The 25774-nt window shown below is 71.5% G+C and carries 24 protein-coding genes; 17 read left to right on the forward strand and 7 right to left on the reverse strand.

All coding sequences use genetic code 11. The annotated features are described in order from the left end of the window. Positions 1-257 precede the first annotated feature (257 nt). Complete coding sequence (locus OHB41_RS26350; RefSeq protein ID WP_266700641.1) at positions 258-2015, forward strand: hypothetical protein; 1758 nt, start codon at positions 258-260, stop codon at positions 2013-2015. Between the two features lie 113 nt (positions 2016-2128). On the opposite strand, the gene OHB41_RS26355 is transcribed toward OHB41_RS26350, so the two are convergent. Together OHB41_RS26355 and OHB41_RS26360 are read right to left on the reverse strand one after the other, a co-directional pair. Further along, positions 2129-3493, reverse strand: coding sequence for a PH domain-containing protein (locus OHB41_RS26355; protein WP_266700642.1), 1365 nt, complete (start codon positions 3491-3493; stop codon positions 2129-2131). Then, complete coding sequence (locus OHB41_RS26360) at positions 3490-3993, reverse strand: PH domain-containing protein (protein WP_266700643.1); 504 nt, start codon at positions 3991-3993, stop codon at positions 3490-3492. The genes OHB41_RS26355 and OHB41_RS26360 overlap by 4 nt, the downstream gene beginning before the upstream one ends. Before the next feature lie 31 nt (positions 3994-4024). Here OHB41_RS26360 and OHB41_RS26365 point away from each other — a divergent pair, with 31 nt between their 5' ends. Continuing rightward, positions 4025-5176, forward strand: coding sequence for an NADH-quinone oxidoreductase subunit D (locus OHB41_RS26365; protein ID WP_266700644.1), 1152 nt, complete (start codon positions 4025-4027; stop codon positions 5174-5176). Here the strand turns inward: OHB41_RS26365 and OHB41_RS26370 are convergent. Next, complete coding sequence (locus OHB41_RS26370) at positions 5141-6193, reverse strand: SAM-dependent methyltransferase (RefSeq protein ID WP_266700645.1); 1053 nt, start codon at positions 6191-6193, stop codon at positions 5141-5143. The genes OHB41_RS26365 and OHB41_RS26370 overlap by 36 nt on opposite strands. Before the next feature lie 119 nt (positions 6194-6312). Between OHB41_RS26370 and OHB41_RS26375 the strand changes: the two genes are divergently transcribed. Both OHB41_RS26375 and OHB41_RS26380 read left to right on the forward strand, forming a co-directional pair. Then, positions 6313-7518: a sensor histidine kinase gene (locus OHB41_RS26375; RefSeq protein ID WP_266700646.1), complete on the forward strand. Its 1206-nt coding sequence runs from the start codon at positions 6313-6315 to the stop codon at positions 7516-7518. A 64-nt stretch (positions 7519-7582) separates the two neighbouring features. Further along, positions 7583-8254 (forward strand): response regulator transcription factor, encoded by a 672-nt coding sequence (locus OHB41_RS26380; RefSeq protein WP_266700647.1) that lies wholly within the window; start codon positions 7583-7585, stop codon positions 8252-8254. A gap of 61 nt (positions 8255-8315) precedes the next feature. Here OHB41_RS26380 and OHB41_RS26385 read toward each other — a convergent pair whose 3' ends face one another. Beyond that, positions 8316-9422, reverse strand: a complete 1107-nt coding sequence (locus tag OHB41_RS26385) for a DUF5937 family protein (RefSeq protein ID WP_266700648.1) — start codon at positions 9420-9422, stop codon at positions 8316-8318. Between the two features lie 172 nt (positions 9423-9594). Between OHB41_RS26385 and OHB41_RS26390 the strand changes: the two genes are divergently transcribed. Then, positions 9595-9810: a hypothetical protein gene (locus tag OHB41_RS26390; RefSeq protein ID WP_266700649.1), complete on the forward strand. Its 216-nt coding sequence runs from the start codon at positions 9595-9597 to the stop codon at positions 9808-9810. 32 nt (positions 9811-9842) lie between these two features. Here the strand turns inward: OHB41_RS26390 and OHB41_RS26395 are convergent, their stop codons facing one another. Continuing rightward, the gene (locus OHB41_RS26395) at positions 9843-11051 is read right to left on the reverse strand and encodes a threonine aldolase family protein (protein ID WP_266700650.1); all 1209 of its coding nucleotides are present in this window, start codon (positions 11049-11051) and stop codon (positions 9843-9845) included. A gap of 173 nt (positions 11052-11224) precedes the next feature. On the opposite strand from OHB41_RS26395, the gene OHB41_RS26400 reads away from it, so the two are divergent. From OHB41_RS26400 to OHB41_RS26445, 10 genes are all read left to right on the forward strand, one after another. Then, positions 11225-12157 (forward strand): Rossmann-like and DUF2520 domain-containing protein, encoded by a 933-nt coding sequence (locus OHB41_RS26400; RefSeq protein ID WP_266700651.1) that lies wholly within the window; start codon positions 11225-11227, stop codon positions 12155-12157. Then, entirely contained in the window at positions 12154-13143 is a 990-nt protein-coding gene (panC, locus tag OHB41_RS26405; protein ID WP_266700652.1) for a pantoate--beta-alanine ligase, read from the forward strand. The genes OHB41_RS26400 and panC overlap by 4 nt, the downstream gene beginning before the upstream one ends. Further along, the gene (locus OHB41_RS26410) at positions 13140-14939 is read left to right on the forward strand and encodes an L-aspartate oxidase (RefSeq protein WP_266700653.1); all 1800 of its coding nucleotides are present in this window, start codon (positions 13140-13142) and stop codon (positions 14937-14939) included. The genes panC and OHB41_RS26410 overlap by 4 nt, the downstream gene beginning before the upstream one ends. A 5-nt stretch (positions 14940-14944) precedes the next feature. Continuing rightward, positions 14945-15961, forward strand: a complete 1017-nt coding sequence (nadC, locus tag OHB41_RS26415) for a carboxylating nicotinate-nucleotide diphosphorylase (RefSeq protein ID WP_266700654.1) — start codon at positions 14945-14947, stop codon at positions 15959-15961. Positions 15962-15966: 5 nt separating this feature from the next. Then, positions 15967-16764 carry a type III pantothenate kinase gene (locus OHB41_RS26420; RefSeq protein WP_075032429.1) on the forward strand — a complete coding sequence of 266 codons (798 nt, stop codon included), beginning with the start codon at positions 15967-15969 and terminating at the stop codon, positions 16762-16764. A gap of 331 nt (positions 16765-17095) precedes the next feature. After that, a complete protein-coding gene (locus OHB41_RS26425) occupies positions 17096-17719 on the forward strand; it encodes a hypothetical protein (RefSeq protein WP_266706141.1) in 624 nt (207 codons plus the stop codon). A 13-nt stretch (positions 17720-17732) separates the two neighbouring features. After that, entirely contained in the window at positions 17733-17912 is a 180-nt protein-coding gene (locus tag OHB41_RS26430; RefSeq protein WP_168529340.1) for a hypothetical protein, read from the forward strand. 134 nt (positions 17913-18046) lie between these two features. After that, a complete protein-coding gene (locus OHB41_RS26435; protein WP_451289696.1) occupies positions 18047-18571 on the forward strand; it encodes a BlaI/MecI/CopY family transcriptional regulator in 525 nt (174 codons plus the stop codon). A 9-nt stretch (positions 18572-18580) separates the two neighbouring features. Next, positions 18581-19156: an amino-acid N-acetyltransferase gene (locus OHB41_RS26440; RefSeq protein ID WP_266700656.1), complete on the forward strand. Its 576-nt coding sequence runs from the start codon at positions 18581-18583 to the stop codon at positions 19154-19156. Between the two features lie 227 nt (positions 19157-19383). Beyond that, positions 19384-19719, forward strand: a complete 336-nt coding sequence (locus tag OHB41_RS26445; protein WP_266700657.1) for a histone-like nucleoid-structuring protein Lsr2 — start codon at positions 19384-19386, stop codon at positions 19717-19719. Here the strand turns inward: OHB41_RS26445 and OHB41_RS26450 are convergent. After that, on the reverse strand, positions 19698-20465 hold the full coding sequence (locus OHB41_RS26450) for an SCO3374 family protein (protein ID WP_266700658.1): 768 nt from the start codon (positions 20463-20465) through the stop codon (positions 19698-19700). The genes OHB41_RS26445 and OHB41_RS26450 overlap by 22 nt on opposite strands. A gap of 430 nt (positions 20466-20895) precedes the next feature. Between OHB41_RS26450 and OHB41_RS26455 the strand changes: the two genes are divergently transcribed. Next, positions 20896-23421, forward strand: a complete 2526-nt coding sequence (locus OHB41_RS26455; RefSeq protein WP_148012285.1) for an ATP-dependent Clp protease ATP-binding subunit — start codon at positions 20896-20898, stop codon at positions 23419-23421. A gap of 891 nt (positions 23422-24312) precedes the next feature. After that, positions 24313-24960 (forward strand): M23 family metallopeptidase, encoded by a 648-nt coding sequence (locus OHB41_RS26460; protein ID WP_266700659.1) that lies wholly within the window; start codon positions 24313-24315, stop codon positions 24958-24960. Between the two features lie 34 nt (positions 24961-24994). On the opposite strand, the gene OHB41_RS26465 is transcribed toward OHB41_RS26460, so the two are convergent. Continuing rightward, a complete protein-coding gene (locus tag OHB41_RS26465; RefSeq protein ID WP_266700660.1) occupies positions 24995-25594 on the reverse strand; it encodes a TetR/AcrR family transcriptional regulator in 600 nt (199 codons plus the stop codon). Positions 25595-25774 lie beyond the last annotated feature (180 nt).

The following is a 25774-nucleotide window of genomic DNA, read 5'->3' on the forward strand; positions in this document are numbered from 1 at the left end:
GCGAGAAACACGACCTCAAAGCGCTTTCGGAAAGGCGAGCGGTCCGGTGAGGGATCCGGACGAAGGATCCGGACGAAGAGGCTGATCAACCACCAGCGGCGCTCGCGGGGCATGCGGGGCGTGCGGGGCATGCGGTGGCCCTTTAGGGGTAAGGGGTCGCCCCCAGGGGCTGCCGGGGCGCTGCGAAGGTTTCGGGGTGGCTGTGTTTTTACCGGGCGGGGCTCCAAGATTCGCCTACGCGCGGTAAGTTTCTGGCCATGCCACGTGGACGTCACCGCCATTCCCCGCCTCTGCACCGGCTGCTGCCTCCCTCGGCGATCGCGGGCGTCTCGCTCGTCTGCGCCGTGGGTCCCTGGCTGTTCACGGAGCCAGGTGTGCTCCGCATGCTGGCGGCGGGCGCCGCGGTGACCGCTGTCGTCGGGGCCGTCGTCATGCGCAGCTGGGACACGGCGGCGGGCAAGCGGGTCGCGGACCTCACGCGCGCGCGTGCGAGCGACGAGTGGCGCCACGAGGAGCGTGTCGCCGAACTGGAGACGGACCTCGACGAGTCGCGCGAGCTGCGCACCAAGCTCGAACACAACCTGCGGGCCAAGCGCGTGGAGCTGGCGGGCCTGCGCAACGAGCACGCGGCGCTGCTGCGGCGGTACGCGACGGCGGAGACCGAGCGGGCGAGCGCGCTGGAGGGCCGGCGGCTGCTCGAGATAGAGACCACGGCTCCCGCGCGCGAGCTTCCGGCCGCGGGGGAGCCGGCGCGGTCCGCGGACCCCGCGGAGCCGGAGACCGGCGAAGCGGTCGACTCGACGGAGACGCCCGAGGACGTGGCCGAAACGGGCGAGGAGACGAACGCCGACGCGGGTGAGGGCACGGACGCGGAAGCGGAAGCGACGGCGGAGAAGGCGGAGCAGGGCGTAACTGAGAAGGCGGAGCAGGGCGTAGGCGAGAAGGAGGCCGGCGAGGAGGAGGCGGAAGGCGGGGCGGCGGACGCGTCCGAGGCTGCCGAGGCCTTCTCCCCGGCCGGATCGTCGCTCTTCCTGCGGGCCGACGCGGCGCTCAGCCGGATCGCGGACGGTGCCGCGGAGGCGGACATCCCCGACACGGACGCCGGCACCGGCAACACCGAAAGCACCGGAAGCACCGGAAGCACCGGCTCCGGCTCCGCCTCGGACGGCGCCTCCGCCACCGATGGTGAGGGCACCGCCGACGGCGACGCACACGGCGACGCACACGGCGACGCACACGGCGATGCCCCCGGCGATGCGGACAACGCCACCGAAGCGACGGCGGACTCCGATCCCGAGCCCGACCCCGATCCCGAGGCCGAGTCCGTGCCGGAGGACGACGACCCCGGGGCCTTCGCGGGTGTCGAGCCCGGCGACTCACCGGCGCAGGGGTCCGCGCACGACGCCCCCGCGACCCCCGCGAGCGCCCTGAGCCTCCTGGACGAGCAGCGCGCGCGGGCCGACGCCACCGAAGCCGCCGACGTCGCTCCGTCCGCGCCCGGAGCCGACGGCGAGACGGACGGGACACGGCCGGCGACGACGCCCGAGGCGGCCGACGGGCACGAGCGCACGGACACCGTTTCCGCGCCCACGCAGGCCACGGCGCCCGCTCCCACCCCCGCTCACGCGAAGGCGTCCGCGGCGGCCGAGGAGGCGGCCCACCCCGCGCAGCCGGTGAAGCCCGCCAAGCCCGTGCGTCCCTCCGGACACTTCACCGTGCCGACCGCGGTGGCCGTCGTGCCGACCGCGCCCGCCCGGCGCCCGTCCGTCGAGGGCGGGTTCGACTTCTTCGGTACGCAGCAGGGGTCGTCGTCCGACGCGATGGAGTCCGTGCAGAACGAGGACCTCGCCGACGTGGTCGGCCAAGAGGCGCTCGCCCTGCACAAGGCCGAGGCCGAGGCCGGTTTCAAGCCCGTCGACGAGGAGTCCCGCGGGGTCGGCCAGGTCATCGACCTGACGGCGCACGACGAGACCGAGCACATCGACGTGGGCGTCCTGCGGAGCGCGGTTTCCTGACGGCGCCCCCGGCCGGAGGCGTCAGGGGTTCGCTACATGAGGGCAGTGGCACCGAGCCACTGCCCTCTCGCCGTCAGACCCTCCCCGCGAGCCCTCCCCGCCAGCCCTCCGCATCAGGCCTCCGCATCAGGCCCTCCAGGCCCCGCCATCCACCGGTCCGGCCGGGCCTCCCGCCGCCCCGTCCGTGACCGGTCCGCCTGCGCCTGAAGAAGCTCCGCGGCCTCCGGGGCGCCGCGCAGCCGAGCCGTCACCGTCTTGCCGGCCCCGGTGTCCACATGGACGTCGGCGAGGCCGTGGAGGCGTCTCCAGGGCCCCTGCGTCAGCCGGACGCTCTGGACCTTCGCATGGGGTACGAGGGAGAGGGTGCGGCGCAGCAGGCCGTGACGCGCGGCGAACACGGTGTCGGTGACGGCGAGTCCGTACCCCCGCCACCAGAACGGCACGCACCACCCGGCCCGGCGCGGCGGCCGGGACAGGGCGGACGGCACGGTCACCCCCGGCAGCACGCCCGCGACCACCGCCTCGGCGACCTCGCGCGGGGCGACCGGCACGAGGACGGAGTTGGACGACCCCGCCACGTCCAGCTCGACCCGTACCCATCCGCGCCGCCGCCACAGCAGCGGTTCGATGATCCGCACGGTCTGCACGCGCCCCGGCGGCACCGTCTCGTGCGTTCGGTCGAGGAGGCCGTGGTCGATGCGGAGCCCGTCGGGGGAGTCGCCCACCGTCCAGTCGTACTCGCCGACGAACCGGCCCACGCTGCTCGCGCCCGCGGCGCCGAGCAGCGGCACCCCGGTCGCGAGGACCGACCACACGCTGTGGGTGGCGAACCAGAGCACGGGCGGTACGACGAGCGCGGCGGCCAGGGAGCCCCAGGTGGCGCCGGTGAGGACCAGTGAGACGGCCAGGACGCCCCCCGGGACGTGCAGCAGCCGTCGTACCGGCGCCTCGCCGACCTCGTGCGCCGTCTCGGGGGCGAAACCGGCCGCGCGGGCGAGGAGTTCGGCGCGCAGGGCGCGGGCGTCGTCCTCGCCGAGGAAGGCGAGCTCGTCCTTCTTGTGCGTCCCGACGACATCGAGTTTGAGTTTGGTGACGCCCGCCACGCGGGCCAGCAACGGCTGGGTGACGTCGACGGCCTGGAGCCGGTCGAGCCGGATGTGCGCGGTACGCCGGAACAACAGGCCGGTGCGTATGCGCAGTTCCGTCTCGGTCACCGCGAAGTGCGTGAACCACCAGCTGAGAAAGCCGTAGAGGGCGGCCGCCGGGACGATCACCGCGAGGCCGATGAGCAGCGCCGTCGTCGTCAGCCGGGTCAGCTGCTCCTGTGCCTGATCGGGGTCGTGCACGGCCCAGCCGGCTATCACGGCGACGGGCGCCCAGGCCCGCCGGAACGGCGTCACGGGATGCAGCCGCCGCTCGACCAGTGGCTTTGCCTCCCGGGGGGCGGCGTCCTGCGGGCCGGGCGCCGGCGTCGTCACAGTCCCGCCGATCGGGCCTCGCCCAGCTCGGTCAGCCGGTCGCGCAGCCGCTCGGCCTCGGCCGGGTCCAGGCCCGGGATGCGCGCGTCCGTCGCGGCGGCCGCCGTGTGCAGCTGCACGCTCGCGAGCCCGAAGTGCCGCTCGACGGGGCCGGAGGTCACCTCGACCAGCTGCATCCGGCCGTACGGCACCACGGTCTCCTCGCGGAACAGCACCCCCCGGCTGATCAGCAGGTCGTCCGCGCGCTCCGCGTACCGCCAGGAGCGCCAGTTGCGCCCCAGCATCCGCCAGCCCCATCCGAGCAGAGCGAGCGGCAGCAGGGCGAAGGCCGCCCAGACCGGCCCGGCGAGCAGTCCCGGCAGGAGGGCCACGGCGATGGTCAGCAGCCCCAGCCACACCACCAGCAACAGTCGGCGCATCCGCAGCAGCCCCGGCGGCAGCCCGGTCCAGACAGGCTCCGAGGCGGTGCCGACCGCGGCTTCCGTGCTCCGCTTTTCCATGCCGCAAGGGTACGTACGCCAGACTGTGTGCATGACTCCCAAGACGGAGACCACGATCGGTATCGGCGGCGCCGCGGAAAGCACCGACATGGTGCTCAACATCGGGCCCCAGCACCCGTCGACGCACGGCGTGCTGCGGCTGCGGCTCGTGCTCGACGGCGAACGGATCCAGCAGGCGGAGCCGGTGATCGGCTATATGCATCGCGGTGCGGAGAAACTGTTCGAGGCACGCGACTACCGCCAGATCGTCATGCTCGCCAACCGCCACGACTGGCTCTCGGCGTTCTCGAACGAGCTGGGCGTGGTGCTCGCCGTGGAGCGGATGCTCGGCATGGAGGTCCCCGAGCGCGCTGTATGGCTGCGCACGCTTCTCGCGGAGCTCAACCGCGTCCTCAACCATCTGATGTTCCTGGGCTCCTACCCCCTGGAGCTGGGCGGGATCACGCCGATCTTCTACGCGTTCACGGAGCGCGAGGAGCTTCAGCACGTGATGGAGGAGGTCTCCGGCGGGCGCATGCACTACATGTTCAACCGGGTCGGGGGCCTCAAGGAGGACCTCCCCGCCGGATGGACCACCCGCGCGCGGGACGCCGTCACCGCCCTGCGCTCGCGGATGAGCGTGTACGACGACCTGGTGCTCGGCAACGAGATCTTCCGGGGGCGCACCCGGGACGTGGGCGTCCTCGCACCGGCGGCCGTGCACGCGTACGGCGTGAGCGGGCCGATCGCGCGCGCCTCGGGGGTCGACTTCGACCTGCGCCGCGACGAGCCGTATCTGGCGTACGGCGAGCTCCAGGACACCCTGAAGGTCGTCACGCGGCAGGAGGGCGACTGCCTGGCCCGCTTCGAGTGCCTCCTGGAGCAGACGCACAACGCGCTCGACCTCGCGGACGCCTGTCTCGACCGGCTGGCCGAGCTGCCGCCCGGACCGGTCAACCAGCGCCTCCCCAAGGTCCTCAAGGCGCCCGAGGGCCACACGTACGCCTGGACCGAGAACCCCCTCGGCATCAACGGGTACTACCTGGTCAGCAAGGGTGAGAAGACCCCGTACCGGCTGAAGCTGCGCTCGGCCTCTTTCAACAACATCCAGGCGCTGACCGAGCTGCTGCCCGGCACGCTGGTCGCGGACATGGTGGCGATCCTGGGATCACTGTTCTTCGTGGTCGGCGACATCGACAAGTAGATCGACGGGCAGGCCGTCGAACAGGGAGCGGCGGCCGGACCGGGGCACGCCCACCGGCTGCAGCAGCCAGCCGAACTCGCCCAGGCCGCCGGGCGCGGTGAGCTCGGCGGCCTCGCCGGCGCTCGCGAGGGCGCGTACGTACGCGGCAGGGTCGCTCGAAGCCAGCGAGAGCGCCGGTCGGGCGCCACTCACGCCCAGCGCGCGCAGCGCGGCCCGCTGGGTCACCACGTGCCCCCCCGGCAGCGCGCACGCGTCGAGGGCGACGTGCGCCGTGATGTCGCACGACCCATCGGGCACGGGCCGCGTCTCCCGGCCCTCACGAAAGCCCGTGAGCGTCCCGAAGGGCGGCCGGGCGACCGCGGGGTGGGCGTAGTCGACGGCGACGGCCAGACCCCGGTCGAGGGTGGCCACGGCTCCGGCCCAGGCCGTGTCCCTGGAGAGCCCGATCTCGGCACGGGCACCCTCGCCGGACGCCGGCCACCACGCGCGCAGCCACCGCGCCTCCGCGCCGGCGACGGGCTCACCGAGGCGTTCGGCCCCGTCCTCGGCCCGTACGAGAACCAGCCGCGGTACGCCCTCGCAGTCCACCTCCGCCACGTCCACCGGCACGTTGTCCAGCCACTCGTTGGCGAACAGCAGCCCGGTGATCCCGCGCGGGGGCTCCGGGAGCCACTGGATCCCGGGGTCGAGTCCGGCGGGGCGCGAGGCGCGTTCGACGGCGTACCCGCGCGCACGGGAGGCCACGTCGGCGGGGAGCGCGGCGAGGACACCCGTCACGAGTTCGCCGTGACCGGCCGCCATGTCGACGAAGTCCAGCACGGCGGGACGGCCGAGGGCCTCGTCGACCCGGCACAGCAGCCGGGCCACGGCCGCCGCGAAGAGCGGGGACGCGTGCACCGACGTACGGAAGTGGCCCGCGGGCCCCTCGGGCCTGCGGTAGAAGCCCGACGGGCCGTACAGCGCCTCCTGTGCCGCCTCGCGCCAACCCCGCCACACGCCCGCCGCCTCATGCCTCACCGGGCCAGGCTAAGCGTCGGGAAAGGGGAGAGTCTCCACCTTGGGGAGTACGAGCACCGCTCGCGGATCGGCCCTCCGGTTGACCCCTGCACACTGCACGCTTCCCTACTCTGGGTTACGTGCAGCGCCTTTATGACTTTCTCCGCAGACACCCGACGTGGGTCGACGGCTTCTGGGCCGTCGTCCTGCTCGGGATCTCCGCCGTGAGCCTCACCAATGTCAACGGCGCTGCGAACCACCACGGGTCGCTCGCGACGGCCCTCCCGATCGCCCTGGTCCTGAGCCTGGTCGTGGCGCTGCGCCGCCGCATGCCCGAGAAGATGCTGGTCCTGGCGGCCGCCATGGGCCTCGCCCAGCTCGTCCTGGACGTCGAGGTGGTGCCCGCCGACTTCGCGATGCTGGTGATCATCTACACCGTCGCGGCGGACGGCGCCCGCTGGGCCTCCCGCTTCGCCCTGATCGGCGGCCTGTGCGCGGCGACCCTCTCGCAGATCCGCTGGCCCCAGATGGAGTCCAGCTCGCTGGGCAACGTCCTGATAGCGGCCTTCCAGACGGTGCCGTTCGCGCTCGCCTGGGTGCTCGGCGACTCCATCCGCACCCGCCGTGCCTACCTCGCCCAGCTGGAGGAGCGTGCCGCCCGGCTGGAGAAGGAGCGCGAGGCGCAGGCCAAGGTCGCCGTCGCCGCCGAGCGCGCCCGGATCGCCCGCGAGCTGCACGACGTGGTCGCGCACAACGTCTCGGTGATGGTGGTCCAGGCCGACGGCGCCGCCTACGTCATGGACACCGCCCCCGAGCAGGCGAGGAAGGCCCTGGAGACCATCTCCGGGACCGGCCGCCAGGCGCTCGCCGAGATGCGCCGCCTGCTCGGCGTGCTGCGCACCGGCGAACACCAGGAGGTCGGCGAGTACGTGCCGCAGCCCGATGTGGAGCAGCTCGACGACCTCATCGAGCAGTGCCGTACCTCGGGGCTGCCCGTCGACTTCAAGGTCGAGGGGACGCCGCGCCCCCTGCCCAGCGGCGTGGAACTCACGGCGTACCGCATCGTGCAGGAGGCGCTCACCAATACGCGCAAGCACGGGGGCCCGAACACCGGCGCGAGCGTGCGCCTGGTCTACTTCGACGACGGCCTCGGTCTGCTCGTCGAGGACGACGGCAAGGGCGCGCCCCACGAGCTGTACGAGGAGGGCGGCGCCGACGGGCAGGGGCACGGCCTGATCGGGATGCGCGAGCGCGTCGGCATGGTCGGCGGCACCCTGGACGCGGGACCGCGGCCCGGTGGAGGCTTCCGCATCAGTGCCCTGCTGCCGCTCAAGCCCGCGCACTGACACCTGTACACGTGTGATCCGTAAGCATGTGTGATCCGTAAGCAAGTGAAGTGAAGGGACCCCGATGGCGATCCGCGTGATGCTCGTCGACGACCAGGTGCTGCTGCGCACCGGTTTCCGGATGGTGCTCGACGCCCAGCCGGACATGGAGGTCGTGGCCGAGGCGGGCGACGGTGTCGAGGCTCTCCAGGTACTGCGGGCGACGGCCGTCGACGTGGTGCTGATGGACGTCCGCATGCCGAAACTGGACGGGGTGGAGACCACGCGCCGGATCTGCTCGGAGCCGAACCCCCCGAAGGTGCTGATCCTCACCACCTTCGACCTCGACGAGTACGCCTTCTCCGGGCTGAAGGCGGGTGCTTCCGGCTTCATGCTCAAGGACGTGCCGCCCGGCGAACTGCTCACCGCCATCCGCTCCGTGCACAGCGGCGACGCGGTGGTCGCGCCGTCCACCACCAGGCGCCTGCTCGACCGCTTCGCGCCGATGCTGCCCAACGCCGGCAAGGACCACCAGCACAAGGGGCTGGAGCGGCTCACCGACCGCGAGCGCGAGGTGATGATCCTGGTCGCGCAGGGCCTGTCGAACGGAGAGATCGCGGCCCGCCTCGTGCTCTCCGAGGCGACCGTGAAGACCCACGTGGGGCGCATTCTGACGAAGCTGGGGCTGCGGGACCGGGTGCAGGTGGTGGTCCTCGCCTACGAGACGGGGCTCGTACGGGCGGGCGGACACCGCTGATCCGGGGGCGGGCCGGGCCTGCCCGGCCTCTCGCGGTCCCACCGGGGCCGTGTGGCGCGGCTCAGCGCAGGATGCCCTCCAGGAAGTCGCTGCCGAGCCGGGCCACCACCGTCACGTCCAGCTGGTGCAGCACGTAACGGCCACGGCGCCGCGTGGTGATCAGGCCCGCCTTCTTGAGCACGCCCAGGTGCCGGGATATCTCGGGTGCCGTCATCCCGTTCACCTGGGCCAGCTCGCCCGTGGTGAACGCGCTGCGGGCCAGACTCCGGCAGATCCGCATCCGGACCGGGTGCGACAGGGCGGTCATCCGCAGCGTCAGCTGCTCCAGGGAGGACTGGGCGGTCAGCTCGGGGGAGCCGACCGGGTAGTGCAGCACCGGCTGCCAGCCGTACCGGTGCAGCACCATCAGGTGCGGCCAGCCGAGACTCGTCGGCACCAGGAGGAGCCCGCCGTCCCCGGTGGACGTCCGGCCCTGGCCCAGCTTGTCGACCGTGATCGTCCGGGTGCTCTCGTCGAGCGCCAGGGCGGGGGAGACCGAGGCCACGGCCTCCGCCAGACCTCTGCGCCGCAGGAGGTCCGTCTTGTGCCGGGCGTCCGCCGCGAGCTGGTGGCGCAGCCGGGACCAGGTCTCCGCGAAGAACGCCTCGTCGCAGTCCTCCAGGAACTGCCGCAGCCACGCCCGGATCTGCGGGGGATCGTCCAGCAGCCGCTGGCTGAACCGCACCTGCTGGGGTCCGCGCGCGGCGGCCAGCTCCAGCGCGCGGTGCTGGAGCTTCGGGTCGGAGAGCGTGTCGGGGCCCGGCCCCTCGTACGGGAGCGCGCAGGTGAACTCCAGCGCCGCGTCGACGAACTGCTCGTCCGTCAGCTTGTCCAGCTGGTCCAGCTCCTCGGCGAGCGTGGCACCCGGGAGCGTGCTCCGGCCGGGAATGCCCGCGTACGGCAGGAACAGGTCGGAGAAGGTCGTCCGCCACAGGAAGTCGGCCTCGCACATCCGGTCGGCGAGATGCGGGTCCAGCCGGGGGGTCACGCCGGTCGCCCAGCCCTGCAGCCCGGGGTGGTGCCCCGGCTCGGACAGCGCGTGCAGCGCCATCCCGAGCTCGGCCAGCGGCGAGGGCACGACGGCGATCCGCTCCGGCCGCAGCCCGCTGACATCGATACGCACGCTCATGACCTCATGGTGCACCCCACCACCGACAACGCCGCCGCCGATTGACGGCCGCCGTCAATCGGGGCGACGTGCGCCGGGCCCGGGCGCACGCTGAGAGCGGAACCGGGGCGCACCGCGCGGGGCCCACGGATCCCCCGCCCGTCCCGAAGCCGTCCCGAAAGGGCGATCCGTCATGAGCGTCACCCAGCAGTACCTCCTCGACACCCACCGGGCCCGTCAGCACGGTGAACCCGGCCCTCCCGCGCCCGGACGGCACGACTGGCGGGTCGCCCGCGAGCTGCGCGACCACCGGCGGTTCCGGGCCGTCGTGGCGGGCCGTCCGGCCCGCGGCTCGTCCCGGGAGGCCCTGGGCCGTTGGCTGCGCGGACGGCGGCGCGCCGGCTGCTGACCCGGGCCGCGGGCGTCCCGGCGTCCGGGATCTCAGCCGGGCAGCCGCGCCACGAAGTCCGCGACGGCCGTCTTCACGTCCTCGGCCGTCCACTCCAGACCCGGGGCCGCCACCGTGACCTCGGTGAGCGCCAGCCCCGGGCCGCCACGACTCCAGCGCGTGAAGAGACCGGTCTTCGTCTCCTCGGTGTGCAGCGTCGCCGTGTCCGTGAGCACCTCGGCGTCGTACGGGAGCCAGACCTGGAACTGATGGGTGTGCGGCTCCTCGGGGTGGACGCGCGCCCAGGGCACCCCGGCCTCGGCGAACCCCTCGCGCAGGGCGGCGGCGACCACGCGCGCGTGGGCCACGTACGCGGGCAGCCGGGGCAGTTCCCGGTCCAGGCCGATCAGTGCCCCCAGAACGGTCGGGAACTGCTGGAAGACCATGCCGCCGTACCGGTGCCGCCAGGCCTTCGCCTCGTCGATCAGCGTCCTCGGGCCCGCGACCGCCGCCCCGCCGAGGCCGCCGAGCGACTTGTAGAACGACACGTAGACGCTGTCCGCGAGGCCCGCGATCTCGTCCAGGGGGCGGCTGAAATGCGGGGTGCACTCCCACAGCCGCGCTCCGTCGAAGTGCACGACGGCATCCCGCTCGCGCGCCGCCTCCGTGACCGCTTCCAGCTCCTCCCAGGTGGGCAGCACGAAACCGGCGTCCCTGAGAGGCAGTTCGAGCAGCAGAGTCCCGAACGGCTCCTCGAAGTCCCGGACCTCCTCGGCCGTCGGCAGCCGCGGTTCCCCTGTCACCCGGACCGGGCGCAGCCCGCTGAGCGTGCTGAACGCATGCCGCTCATGCACCTCCGGGTGGCCGAGCGCGTGCATCGCGACGGTCGCGTCACCGGTACGGCCCGCCCAGCACCGCAGGGCGACCTGCTGGGCCATGGTCCCGGTGGGGAAGAAGGCGGCCGCCTCCTTGCCGAGCAGCCCGGCGACCCGCTCCTCCAGTGTCTCCACGATCCGGTCGCCGTACATGTCCACCGGCCGGTCGAGGTCGTACACGCTCTCGGCCCCGTCGTTCAGCCAGGCCAGCCGCGAACGGACCGTCTGCTGATGGCCGGCCCGCCACAGCACCCTTTCGGCCTCCTGCCACGCGGTACTTCGCCGCTCCCGCTTCCGCTCCGCCGTCTCGTCCCGGTCCTGCCCGTCCGTCTCTTCCGTGTCCCGCTCCGCGGCCTGTTCCCGGCCCCGCTCCGCCGAATCGCTCATCCCCGGATGATGCCGTGCGCCGTCCCGTACCGGCACCCCGATTTGCCCACCCCGCGTGACCTGCGGAAACCCACAGCCTGTGGACAACCGAAACGGCGCTCGGACCAATCGCGTTAACATGACGAGAAATCGTCCGGTACCCCGAGCGGACTGGAACGGAAGGCCGCCGTCGAGTGAGTACATCCCCCCAGCCAGAACCCAAGGACCGACCCGCCCGCCTCAGTGTCGGCGTCGTCGGCGCGGGCCGCGTCGGTCCCGCCCTCGCGGCGGCCCTCCAGCTCGCCGGCCACCGCCCGGTGGCCGTGTCCGGGGTCTCCGACGCCTCCAGGCGCCGAGCCGCGCTGCTCCTGCCCGACGTGCCGCTGATGTCTCCGGCACAGGTCTTCGAGCGCGCCGACCTGGTGCTGCTGACCGTCCCGGACGACACCTTGCCCGGTCTCGTCGAAGGGCTCGCGGAGACCGGCGCGGTCCGACCCGGCCAACTGCTCGTGCACACCTCAGGGCGGTACGGCGCGCGGGTGCTCGACCCGGCGCTCAGGGCGGGCGCCCTGCCGCTCGCGCTGCACCCCGCCATGACCTTCACCGGCACCCCCGTGGACGTGCAGCGGCTGGCCGGATGCTCCTTCGGGGTCACCGCGCCCGAGGAGCTGCGCCTCGCCGCCGAGGCCCTCGTGATCGAGATGGGCGGCGAGCCCGAGTGGATCTCCGAGGAGTCCCGGCCGCTCTACCACGCGGCCCTCGCACTCGGCGCCAACCACCTGGTGACCCTGGTCGCCGAGTCCATGGACCTGCTGCGCACGGCCGGCGTCGAGGCACCCGACCGGATGCTCGGCCCGCTGCTCGGCGCCGCCCTCGACAACGCCCTCAGGTCCGGCGACGCGGCCCTCACCGGGCCGGTCGCGCGCGGTGACGCGGGCACGGTCGCGGCCCACGTCGCCGAGCTGCGCAAGCACGCCCCGCAGACCGTCGCCGGCTATCTCGCGATGGCCCGCGCGACGGCGGACCGCGCCCTCGCCCACGGGCTGCTGAAGCCGGAACTTGCCGAGGACCTCCTCGGGGTACTCGCCGACGGCGCGACCCTGCCCGACGACGGGAGCGACCGATGACCGTCCTGCTGCGCACCTCCGACGATCTGCACGCGCGCGTACGCGGCGACCGCCGGGTCGTGGTGATGACCATGGGGGCCCTGCACGAGGGCCACGCCACGCTGATCCGTACGGCACGCGAGATCGCCGGCCCGCGGGGCGACGTCGTCGTCACCGTCTTCGTGAACCCTCTCCAGTTCGGCGCCGGCGAGGACCTCGACCGCTACCCGCGCACCCTCGACTCCGACGTCAAGATCGCCGAGCAGGCGGGCGCGGACGCCGTGTTCGCCCCCTCCGTGGACGAGGTCTACCCGGGCGGCGAACCCCAGGTCCGGCTCTCCGCCGGCCCCATGGGCGGGCGGCTGGAGGGCGCCACACGACCCGGCCACTTCGACGGCGTGCTCACCGTCGTCGCCAAGCTGCTGCACCTCACCCGGCCCGACACGGCACTGTTCGGGCAGAAGGACGCCCAGCAACTCGCCCTCATCCGCCGCATGGTGCGCGACCTGAACTTCGGCATGGAGATCGTCGGCGTACCCACCGTGCGCGAGGACGACGGACTCGCCCTCTCCAGCCGCAACCGCTTCCTGTCGCCCGAGGAGCGGCGCACCGCGCTCGCCCTCTCCCAGGCGCTGTTCGCCGGCCGCGACCGGCACGCCGCCCAGGAGGCCCTGCGCGCGCGGGCCCGCGAAGTGCCCGCCACGCGCGCGCGTGCCGAGGCACTCAGCGCGATCGGCGAGTCCCGCGCCGCCGCCGACGCGCACGCCGTGTCCAAGGCCGCCCCCAGTGGCCCCTCCGGTGTCCGCGCGGCCGCCAGCCTGATCCTGGACGAGGCGGCCCGCCTCCGGCCGCCGCTGGCCCTCGACTACCTGGCACTGGTCGATCCGTCCGACTTCACCGAGATCCAGGACGACTTCACCGGCGAGGCGGTCCTCGCCGTCGCCGCCCGGGTCGGGACGACCCGCCTGATCGACAACATCCCCCTCACCTTCGGAGCCGCCTCGTGACCGGCAAAGGCACAGGTACCGGTAAAGGCACAGGTACTGGCATACGACTGCACGCGCCCGCCCCCGGCTGGGCCCTGACCGCCGACGTGGTCGTCGTCGGCTCCGGCGTCGCCGGTCTCACCGCCGCCCTGCGCTGCGAGGCCGCGGGCCTGACGACCGTCGTCGTCACCAAGGCCCGCCTGGACGACGGCTCCACCCGCTGGGCCCAGGGCGGCATCGCCGCGGCCCTCGGCGAGGGCGACACCCCCGAGCAGCACCTCGACGACACCCTGGTCGCGGGCGCGGGACTCTGCGACGAGGACGCGGTACGCATCCTCGTCACCGAGGGCCCCGACGCCGTACGCCGCCTCATCGCGACCGGAGCGCACTTCGACGAGTCCACCGAGGGCGACCTGGCGCTCACCCGCGAAGGCGGCCACCACCGCCGCCGCATCGCGCACGCGGGCGGGGACGCGACGGGCGCCGAGATCTCCCGGGCGCTCGTCGAGGCGGTACGCGCGCGTGGCCTGCGCACGGTGGAGAACGCGCTCGTCCTGGACCTCCTGACGGACGCCGACGGCCGCACCGCGGGTGTGACCCTGCACGTCATGGGAGAGGGCCAGCACGACGGCGTGGGAGCCGTGCACGCCCCCGCCGTGGTCCTCGCCACCGGCGGCATGGGCCAGGTCTTCTCCGCGACCACCAATCCCTCGGTCTCCACGGGCGACGGCGTGGCCCTCGCGCTGCGCGCCGGCGCCGAGGTCTCCGACCTCGAATTCGTCCAGTTCCACCCGACCGTGCTGTTCCTCGGCCCGGACGCGGAGGGCCAGCAGCCACTGGTGTCGGAGGCGGTACGCGGCGAGGGCGCCCACCTGGTCGACGCGGACGGCGTGCGCTTCATGGTCGGCCGGCACGAGCTGGCCGAGCTGGCGCCCCGGGACATCGTCGCCAAGGGCATCATGCGCCGCATGCAGGAGCAGGGCGCCGAGCACATGTACCTCGACGCCCGGCACTTCGGCGCCGACATGTGGGAGCACCGCTTCCCGACCATCCTCGCCGCCTGCCGCGCCCACGGCATCGACCCGGTGACCCAGCCCGTCCCCGTCGCCCCGGCCGCCCATTACGCCTCCGGCGGCGTCCGCGCCGACGCCCGGGGACGCACCACGGTGCCCGGTCTGTACGCCTGCGGCGAGGTCGCCTGCACCGGCGTGCACGGCGCCAACCGGCTCGCTTCCAACTCCCTCCTGGAGGGGCTGGTCTACGCCGAGCGCATCGCGGCCGACATCGCGCACAGCCGTAGGGAGGACGGCCTCCACGCGCGCGTGCCCGAGCCGGTCCCGCACCCCGACAAGCCCGCGCACCCGCTGCTCGCGCCCGAGGCCCGGTTCGCCATCCAGCGGATCATGACGGACGGCGCGGGCGTCCTGCGCTCGGCCGAGTCCCTCTCCCAGGCGGCCGACCGCATCCAGCGGCTGCACGCCGACGCCCGTGACGCCCTCGACGAGAACGGCAAGACCTCCGAGCCCGGCGTCGACACCTGGGAGGCCACCAACCTCCTGTGCGTGGCGCGGGTCCTGGTCGCCGCCGCCCGCCTGCGCGAGGAGACCCGCGGCTGCCACTGGCGCGAGGACCACGCCGACCGCGACGACCTGGACTGGCGCCGGCACATCGTCGTACGGCTGAATCCCGACCGCACGCTCGCCGTGCACACCACCGACACAGCAGACTTCCCCCCGACCCTCCCCCAAGCCGACGGCCCCGCCCGGGCAGGGGAGACCCCCATGCCCCCGCAGACGCCCCGCAACCAGGAGCAGTGACCGAAGTGAGCACCCCCGACCTTCCCCTCGCCCAGAGCGGCGGCTGCGGCGACGGCTGCGGCTGTGGCGGCGCCGACATCGACGGCGACGAGACGTACATGGAGTGCGGCCTCGACCCCGCGCTCGCCCAGCTCCTCGCCGACGCCGGACTCGACCCGCTGGAGGTCGAGGACATCGCGAACGTCGCCATCCAGGAGGACCTCGACAACGGCGTGGACGTGACGACCGTCGCGACCATTCCCGAGGACGCCGTCTCCACCGCGGACTTCACCGCCCGTGACGCGGGCGTCGTCGCGGGCCTGCGGGTCGCCGAGGCGGTCGTCTCCGTGGTCTGCACCGACGAGTTCGAGGTGGAGCGCCACGTCGAGGACGGCGACCGGGTCGAGGCGGGACAGAAACTCCTCAGCGTCACCACCCGCACCCGTGACCTCCTCACGGCCGAGCGCAGCGCGCTGAACCTGCTGTGCCGCCTGTCCGGCATCGCGACCGCCACGCGCGCGTGGGCCGACGCCCTGGAGGGCACCGGCACGCGCGTGCGCGACACCCGCAAGACGACCCCGGGCCTGCGCTCCCTGGAGAAGTTCGCGGTGCGCTGCGGCGGCGGCGTCAACCACCGCATGTCGCTCTCGGACGCCGCGCTGGTCAAGGACAACCACGTGGTCGCCGCGGGTGGCGTGGCACAGGCCTTCACGGCCGTCCGCGAGTCCTTCCCGGAGGTGGCGATCGAGGTCGAGGTCGACACGCTGCACCAGCTGCGCGAGGTCGTGGACGCGGGCGCCGACCTGATCCTCCTCGACAACTTCACGCCCGCCGAGTGCGAGGAGGCGGTGACCCTGGTCGCCGGCCGGGCGCTCCTCGAGGCCTCGGGCCGGCTCACCCTCGGCAACGCCGAGGAGTACGCCAAGACGGGCGTCGACTTCCTCGCGGTGGGCGCCCTGACCCACTCCTCGCCGATCCTGGACATCGGCCTGGACCTGCGCGACGCGTCGGCGGACGAGGCTTCCACGGACGAGGCGGAGTAGGACCCATGCTCCTCACCATCGACGTCGGCAACACCCACACGGTCCTCGGCCTCTTCGACGGCGAGGAGATCGTCGAGCACTGGCGCATCTCCACGGACGCCCGCCGCACCGCCGACGAGCTCGCCGTGCTCCTCCAGGGCCTGATGGGCATGCACCCGCTGCTCGGCGAGGAACTCGGCGACGGCATCGACGGCATCGCCATCTGCGCCACCGTCCCGTCCGTGCTGCACGAGCTTCGTGAGGTGACCCGCCGCTACTACGGCGACGTCCCGGCCGTCCTGGTCGAGCCCGGCGTCAAGACGGGCGTGCCGATCCTCACGGACAACCCGAAGGAGGTCGGCGCGGACCGCATCATCAACGCGGTCGCGGCCGTCGAGCTCTACGGGGGACCGGCGATCGTCGTCGACTTCGGTACGGCGACCACGTTCGACGCGGTCAGCGCGCGGGGCGAGTACGTGGGCGGTGTCATCGCGCCCGGCATCGAGATCTCCGTCGACGCGCTCGGGGTCAAGGGGGCCCAGCTGCGCAAGATCGAGGTGGCCCGGCCGCGGGCGGTCATCGGCAAGAACACCGTCGAGGCGATGCAGTCCGGGATCATCTACGGGTTCGCGGGGCAGGTGGACGGAGTCGTCAACCGGATGGTGCGGGAGCTCGCGGAGGATCCGGACGACGTCACGGTCATCGCGACAGGCGGGCTGGCGCCGATGGTTCTGGGGGAGTCCTCCGTCATCGACGAGCACGAGCCGTGGCTCACGCTGATCGGGTTGCGCCTGGTGTACGAGCGCAACGTGTCCCGTACCTGAGGGTTCCGCCCCCAGACCCCCGGATCGGCCTTGAGGGCCTTGTCCTCAAACGCCGGACGGGCTGGATATGCGGGCCTGCGCCGGAGATGCGAGGGCGCGCTACTGAGACCGGCGCCCGGGCCAGGTGGGTCAGCCCGTCCGGCGTTTGAGGACGAGCCCTTCGGGCGAGCGGGGGTCCAGGGGGCGGCAGCCCCTTGGCAGGGGGCCGGGGACACGGAGGTCGCCAGGGGATGGGCGGGGGGTTAGGACACGCGTAGGGGGATATGGCGGATTTTGTCTGATTAGCGCGTATCGTCACGGCATGCCCACGCCCTACGGATCCCGCGGCGGCATGGCGTTCGGTGCGCAGGAGCTGCGTGTGCTCCGTCGCGCTCTCGCCCTCGCCCTCCATCCCGCCCCCGCCTCGGCCGAAGACGTCCAGGACTGCCTCCGGCTCGCCGAATCCGTCGACGAGGCCGCCCGCGAGGGAGCCAGGCTCCGGGCCTTCCTGCTGGCCGACCTCTCCCGCTACCGAGCCGCGCTCCCCGGCACGGCCGCCGGTTATCTCGTACTCCTGGAAGAGACCCTGGCCACCGGCTACCGGCCGAATCCGGACGATCTCGCCGCCCTGCGCGCCCTGCGCGGCAACCCCGCCGCGGCCGCCCTGCTGGAGCGCTGCTGCGACCTCGCCGAACGGGACGTCCGCGCCCGCCTGGCGAGCCGCACGGACACTCCCACGGTCCCGGCGTCCCGTACCCGGCTGACGGCCCTCCCCGGAGGTCTGGCACGGGCCGCGGGCCCCGGCGAGCCCGTCCGGAAGCCGTCGGACCGGCCCGCCGCCGATCCGAAGCCGAACCCCCCGGGCAGGAGCCCGCGCCCGGACCGCCCGATCCCCACCCCGGGCGAGGTCTTCCCGCCGAGGCGCAAGCCCGCGCCGCCCCCGGTGAACCCCCCTCAGCAGCTCGCGGCGGGCTAGCTACTCTGGTGGCATGGACTATGTCTCCGCGCTCGTGCCCCCCGTAGTGATGGCCGTGTTCTTCATCGGGTTGATCGTGACGATCGTCAAGACCCAGGGCGGTGCCAACAAGTCCAAGGAGGACGCGGTCGTCGACGCCGCCCTCGCGCGCGCGGACAGCGCCCGCCAGGTCTCCCGGGACTCCGAGGCCTGAGCGCCCGGCCCCTTCGGGGCGCTCATCGGCGTACGACTCATACGTTTTTCGAGTCGTACGCCCTTTTTGTTGCTGATCTCCCACTATTGTTCTGAGCTGTGCCTCGCCCATTGGGAGAACTCGAAGACTCGGTCATGACGCGGGTGTGGAAGTGGAACCGCCCGGTGACCGTTCGAGAAGTCCTGGAAGACCTTCAGCAGGAACGGTCCATCGCCTACACCACGGTGATGACCGTTTTGGACAATCTCCATCAGAAGGGCTGGGTGCGTCGCGAGGCGGAAGGCCGGGCCTATCGATATGAGGCGGTCTCCACGCGTGCCGCCTACTCGGCGGCCCTCATGAACGACGCATGGTCCCAGAGTGACAACCCGGCGGCCGCTCTCGTCGCCTTCTTCGGCATGATGAGCCAGGAACAGCGCCATGCGCTGCGCGACGCCATGCGTATCGTGCAAGGTCCCGAAGAAGGCCCGGTCGATGCGGAAACACGGGCGGCTCCGGAAGCTTCCGAGGAGAAGCGCGACGAGAAGCACGAGGAGAAGTCGGGCGAGAACCCGGGCGAGAACCCGGGCGAGAACCCGGGTGAGAACCCGGCCGGGAACGCAGGTGAGAAGCCGGGCGGCGAGAACCCCGCCTCGGACCGTGACGGCACCGGGCGATAGCGTCCGCTCATGCCAGCAGAGCATCCGGCGCGGCGGCCCGCACCGCATCCCGGAGACACCGCGAAAGCCATCACCGTCCGGCGGGCCAGGACCGGCGATGTCCCGGCCGTGCGCCGCCTCCTCGACGCGAACGTCCGACGCCGCATCCTCCTCGACAAAGCCACGGTGACGCTTTACGAGGACATCCAGGAGTTCTGGGTCGCCGAACGCGACGCCGGCTCGAGCACCGACTCGAGTACCGAGGTGGTCGGCTGCGGTGCGCTGCACGTGATGTGGGAAGACCTCGCGGAAGTCCGCACTCTCGCGGTGAACCCCGCGGTCAAGGGCGTCGGCGTCGGCCATCAGTTGCTGGAGAAGTTGCTGGAGACCGCCCGCTGGCTCGGTGTTCGCCGCGTTTTCTGTCTCACCTTCGAAGTGGACTTCTTCGCGAAGCACGGCTTCGTGGAGATCGGGGAGACACCGGTCGACACCGACGTGTACGCCGAGCTGCTGCGTTCCTATGACGAAGGTGTCGCGGAGTTCCTCGGTCTCGAACGAGTGAAACCGAACACCTTGGGCAACAGCCGGATGCTTCTGCATCTGTGATCGCCGGCCACTATTCCGCCGGACCGCCTTGCCCGCGTTCCCTATGTCCGAAACGCGCACGTTTCCGGGCTTCCAGCGGCCCCCGAGTCTCCCCCAGGGGTTTGTGTTTTTCCAGCAAAAGCGGTTTGCTTTCCGACGTACTGCAGTACTGCATATAACAGGGGACGCGAAACGGCGGCCTACGCCGCAGACCCTCGGCCCTCACGTTATCGATGAAAGGAAATCCGGTGGCACAGAAGGTTCAGGTCCTTCTTGTCGACGACCTCGACGGTGGCGAGGCGGACGAGACCGTGACGTTCGCGTTGGACGGCAAGACCTACGAGATCGATCTCACGACCGCCAATGCGGACAAGCTGCGTGGTCTTCTCGACCCCTACGTGAAGGGTGGGCGCCGTACCGGTGGCCGTGCTTCGGGGGGCCGTGGAAAGGCGCGCGTCGCTTCCGGCGGCAGCCAGGACACCGCGCAGATCCGCGCGTGGGCGAAGGAGAACGGTTACGAGGTCAACGACCGTGGCCGCGTTCCCGCGTCCATTCGCGAGGCCTACGAGAAGGCCAACGGCTGAGCGCACGCGCGCCGCAACCGGATGCGATGGCACTGAGTCGCCATCGTGTCCACGAGTCGTACGAGATCGGGGGCGCCCCCACCGCCCCCCATGGCCGACAGAGTCGGCAGCGAGGACTCCACCTCGCACCCCGGCTCAGGGGGCCGCAGCCAGACGGCGGCCCCCTGCGGACCGGACCCGCCGGCGGAGAGCGGCCCTTCGGGCATCCCTGGCGGCAGCGGAGCCCCGATGCTCCCGCCCGCGCCGATCGCCGTGAGATCCAGCGCGAGGGCACCCCACTCCAGCCAGTCGAGCAGCCCCGGCAGCTCCTCCGCGCTCCCCGCGGCCACCAGCAGCCGCATCCGCGCCCCGCGCCGGACCGGCCGGCCCCCGCGCCGTGCCGGTGAATCCGCCGGGCCGACCGCGGAATCCCCGGAATCCCCGTGCGGCGCCCGCGCCCGGAAAACCGTCTCTCGCGCTCCGGAATCCCGTGGATCACCGGAATCAGCGGATTCACCGGATTCTGCGGATTCCGCATGCCGTTCCGGCGGGTTTCTGCGCAGTGCCACCGGGGACGTCGGACCCAGGTGCCGCAGGGCCGCGAATCCCGCCTCCGCGGGGACTTCCAGCACGTCGAAGCGCATGCCGGTGGCCAGCCGCAACGGTGAGCCGGGCACGGTCGTCCAGCCCAGTTCGTTCTCGTACCACCGCCGCGTCCTGTCGCTCGGGTCGAGCGGGAGGCGAGGAAGGGGGACAGTGGGAACCATGACAGGAGCAACCGACGGAAGGGCTCCAGAGTTACGCTGGGTGTTTCATGATGAGCGCAGAGTGTCGAACAAGGGGGCGCGCGGGGACGGTCGGCGGCGCAAAGATGTTCGCCCATAGCGGAGGGAACCTGTGCGCGCCGCATGGAGTGTCAGGTCGTACGGGTAAGACATCCCTAGTGGGAGGGGCGACACGCAGTGCCTTGGCACCTCACGTTCGCCATCGGCGTACAGCTCATGAGGGTATCTGCCTGGCCTGCGGGAACATCGTCTCGCACCATCAGGTTGGAGCAGATGTCGGCGTTCGGGGTCAGGAGGCCAAGGACGGTGTCGGCAGTTGGAATGAGCGGTCCCCGCTTGCGGGACTAAGCTGCGGAAGGACAGGGAGGGGAGCGTCCCCTTACTGCCTGACCGCTCTGAGGAGCGATTAACGATGTTCGAGAGGTTCACCGACCGCGCGCGGCGGGTTGTCGTCCTGGCTCAGGAAGAAGCCCGGATGCTCAACCACAACTACATCGGCACCGAGCACATCCTCCTGGGCCTGATCCACGAGGGTGAGGGTGTCGCCGCTAAGGCCCTGGAGAGCCTCGGGATTTCGCTCGAGGCGGTCCGCCAGCAGGTGGAGGAGATCATCGGGCAGGGGCAGCAGGCCCCGTCCGGCCACATCCCCTTCACCCCCCGTGCCAAGAAGGTCCTGGAGCTCTCGCTCCGCGAGGCCCTTCAGCTGGGCCACAACTACATCGGCACGGAGCACATCCTGCTCGGCCTGATCCGAGAGGGCGAGGGCGTCGCCGCCCAGGTCCTGGTCAAGCTGGGCGCCGATCTCAACCGGGTGCGGCAGCAGGTCATCCAGCTGCTCTCCGGTTACCAGGGCAAGGAGACCGCCACCGCCGGCGGTCCTGCCGAGGGCACCCCCTCCACGTCCCTGGTCCTCGACCAGTTCGGCCGGAACCTCACCCAGGCCGCTCGTGAGTCCAAGCTCGACCCGGTCATCGGGCGCGAGAAGGAGATCGAGCGGGTCATGCAGGTGCTCTCCCGCAGGACCAAGAACAACCCGGTCCTGATCGGTGAGCCCGGCGTCGGCAAGACGGCTGTCGTCGAGGGCCTGGCGCAGGCCATCGTCAAGGGCGAGGTGCCCGAGACCCTCAAGGACAAGCACCTCTACACCCTGGACCTCGGCGCGCTGGTCGCCGGCTCCCGCTACCGCGGTGACTTCGAGGAGCGCCTGAAGAAGGTCCTCAAGGAGATCCGCACCCGCGGCGACATCATCCTGTTCATCGACGAGCTCCACACGCTGGTCGGTGCGGGTGCCGCCGAGGGAGCCATCGACGCGGCCTCGATCCTGAAGCCGATGCTGGCCCGCGGTGAGCTCCAGACCATCGGTGCGACGACTCTGGACGAATACCGCAAGCACCTCGAGAAGGACGCGGCCCTCGAGCGCCGCTTCCAGCCGATCCAGGTGGCGGAGCCTTCCCTCCCCCACACGATCGAGATCCTCAAGGGCCTGCGCGACCGTTACGAGGCACACCACCGCGTCTCCATCACCGACGAGGCACTGGTCCAGGCCGCCACCCTGGCCGACCGGTACATCTCGGACCGCTTCCTGCCGGACAAGGCGATCGACCTGATCGACGAGGCGGGCTCCCGGATGCGCATCCGCCGGATGACCGCACCGCCGGACCTCCGCGAGTTCGACGAGAAGATCGCGGGCGTCCGCCGCGACAAGGAGTCGGCCATCGACTCCCAGGACTTCGAGAAGGCGGCCTCTCTCCGCGACAAGGAGAAGCAGCTGCTGGCGGCGAAGACCAAGCGGGAGAAGGAGTGGAAGGCCGGCGACATGGACGTCGTTGCCGAGGTCGACGGCGAGCTGATCGCCGAGGTCCTCGCGACCGCGACCGGCATCCCGGTCTTCAAGCTGACCGAGGAGGAGTCGAGCCGCCTGCTGCGCATGGAGGACGAGCTCCACAAGCGGGTCATCGGTCAGAAGGACGCCGTCAAGGCGCTCTCGAAGGCGATCCGCCGTACCCGGGCCGGTCTGAAGGACCCGAAGCGTCCGGGTGGTTCGTTCATCTTCGCGGGCCCGTCCGGTGTCGGTAAGACCGAGCTGTCCAAGGCCCTCGCCGAGTTCCTCTTCGGTGACGAGGACGCGCTGATCTCCCTCGACATGTCGGAGTTCAGCGAGAAGCACACGGTGTCGCGTCTCTTCGGTTCGCCCCCCGGTTACGTGGGCTACGAGGAGGGCGGCCAGCTGACGGAGAAGGTGCGCCGCAAGCCGTTCTCGGTCGTCCTCTTCGACGAGGTCGAGAAGGCCCACCCGGACATCTTCAACTCGCTGCTGCAGATCCTGGAGGACGGTCGGCTGACCGACTCCCAGGGCCGGGTCGTGGACTTCAAGAACACGGTCATCATCATGACGACCAACCTCGGCACCCGGGACATCTCCAAGGGCTTCAACCTGGGCTTCGCGGCCACGGGTGACACGAAGTCCAACTACGAGCGCATGAAGAACAAGGTGTCGGACGAGCTCAAGCAGCACTTCCGTCCCGAGTTCCTCAACCGCGTCGACGACGTGGTCGTCTTCCCGCAGCTGACGCAGGACGACATCCTCAAGATCGTCGACCTGATGGTCGGCAAGGTGGACGAGCGCCTCAAGGACCGGGACATGGGCATCGAGCTCTCCCAGTCCGCCAAGGAACTGCTGTCCAAGAAGGGTTACGACCCCGTTCTGGGCGCGCGGCCGCTGCGTCGCACGATCCAGCGCGAGATCGAGGACACGCTCTCGGAGAAGATCCTCTTCGGCGAGCTGCGTCCCGGTCACATCGTGGTCGTCGACACGGAGGGCGAGGGCGACACCGCGACCTTCACCTTCCGCGGCGAGGAGAAGTCGGCACTGCCCGACGTCCCGCCGATCGAGCAGGCCGCGGGTGGGGCCGGTCCCAACCTGAGCAAGGAGGCGTGACCCCGCTGGGTTCGCCGCAGTAGAAGACAAGGGGCTGCCCCGGGACTTCGGTCCCGGGGCAGCCCCTTCTCTCGTTGCCCACGACGGTACGCGGGCAGCGCCGCACGGTCCTGTCTCCGGATGAGCCGTGGACGGCACCGGCAGCGAGGCGGAAGCGAGGCCGTGGGCGGGGGTGGAGGCGGGGCCGGAGTGCCGTCCGCGGACGACAGGGCCCGCGGTCCTGACCGAGCGGCTGCGGGGTCCTGACCGGGCCGCTGCGAGGCCCTGGAGCCGCACGACGGCCGACGCCACCCGCGAGCGCGTACGCAGGCCCGTGTGCGGGGTCTCGGGGTCCGTACGCAGGTTGCGGGGCCCGTGGTCCAGGCGTCGGGGCGGGCAGGCCCATGCAGGGTCCGTACGCAGGCTCGCTCCCCGCACCGGACCTCTCCCCCTGCCTCCCTCCAAGGATCCGGTTCGCCTCGCGACGGGGGTCGCGGGAGGGGCCGGACGGGGTCCTGCCGGCGCCTCCGCGGTGACATGACGCACAGGCGATTTGTCCCGTACTAGGGGCGTTAGTGGAGGGACCCAGGGGGGCAAAACGGACTTTTCGTGCGGGGTTTGCTTGGGGGTCCGAGGGTTCGGGGCGAGGGTGTGGCGGGGGGTCGTTCCTGCCGTGCCATGAGGGGTGAGAAGTGGGGTTAAACCTAACTTCTTCCAGAAAAAACGGACGAATCATTCCACGGCATAGCTTCTGTCAAGGAGTCGGTCGTTTCGGGGTCAAGTACGACCTAGCGTCGTAGAAGGGGGCTTTGGGGATTCGCCGGGGTCCGGGTTACCAAGGGATGGCCCCCTCCGGCAGCGACGAGCTCCGGGTGGGTTCAAGTCCCCCGTCCCCGTCTCCATGAGGTTCAGATGTCGAAGCGCGTCACGTCCCGTCACTCCCGTACGTCCCTGCTCCGTAGCCGGACGGCCGTCCTCGCCGCCTCGGTGGGCGCCTCGGTCGTGCTGGGCGCCGGGATCGCGTCCGCCAGCACCCTGGACAGCGCCGCCACCGGCACGACGGCCGGTGTGGTGCAGACCCAGGCCGCCGCCCAGGCCAAGGCCGCCGAGAAGGCTCACCACGCCACGGTCAAGAAGGCCGCTTCCTGGATCGACCCGGTGAAGAAGTACACCCTGTCCGCCACCTTCAACCAGGCCGGCGGCATGTGGGCGCACAAGCACTCCGGCCAGGACTTCGCGGTTCCGCTGGGCACCGACGTGTCCGCCGCCCACGGCGGCACCGTCGTCAAGGCCGGCGGCAACGGCGCCGGCGACGGCCCCGCGTACGGCAACGCCATCGTCATCAAGCACGGCAACGGGACGTACTCCCAGTACGCCCACCTCTCCCGGATCGACGTGCGCATAGGCCAGGTCGTCGCCACCGGTCAGCACATAGCGCTGTCGGGCAACACCGGGAACTCCAGCGGGCCGCACCTGCACTTCGAGATCCGTACGACCCCGAACTACGGCTCGGCCATCGACCCGGTCGCCTTCCTGCGCGCCAAGGGCGTGACGGTCTAAGCACCCCCGGGTGTGACCTCGAAGGCGTGATGGTTCACGGAGCGACGGGACCGCTGTGCGCCTGCGTCACCAGATCGACGGCGACCTCCAGGATGGCCTTGCGCTTGTCCTCGGGGTCGCCTTCGACGTCCTTCAGCATGAACATCCCGGCATGCATCGAGAACAGCGCGCTGATGCAGCGGACCTGGTTCGTCAGGTCCGCTTCCGGCTCCTTGAGCAGGTCGATCATGCGGAGCATGCGGTCCTTGAAGTCCTCGCCGGTGCGCAGCTCACGGACGGCGGCCTGGTTCTCCTGCATGAAGCGGAAGAGCGGGGCCGCGTCCGCGAGGGCGTTGCTGTAGCGGTGCAGGATCTCCTGCTTCGTCGCCAGCGTCCGCGGCTGCTGCCGTCCCCACTCGATCAGCTCGTCCATGGGCCTGGACAGGTCCTGGAAGAGGCTCTTGAGGATGTCTTCCTTGGTCTTGAAGTGGTAGTACAGCGCCGCTTTGGTGACATCCAGGTGCTCGGCGATCTCGCGCAGCGAGGTCTTCTCGTAGCCGTGCTCGGAGAAGAGTTCGAGGGCCACGTCCTGGATGCGCTGACGGGTGTCCCCGCGACGCTGTCGCTTGGTGCCGTCCATGGTGTCGCCGCCCATCCTGTTACTCCTCGCGCTCCTTGAAACGTACGTGACGCCTCACGGGCAAATCCAGGAAAACTTACTTGACGCCCGGCTAGTTACGGGGCTACTTTCCCTCAGTGTAGTCAACTTGCCGGTCGGCAAGTAAGTGGCAGAGCAGGGGCAGTCGCCCCGGACACCAGTGGGCATCCAGCGGGA

The organism is Streptomyces sp. NBC_01571 (assembly GCF_026339875.1).
Classification (GTDB): domain Bacteria; phylum Actinomycetota; class Actinomycetes; order Streptomycetales; family Streptomycetaceae; genus Streptomyces.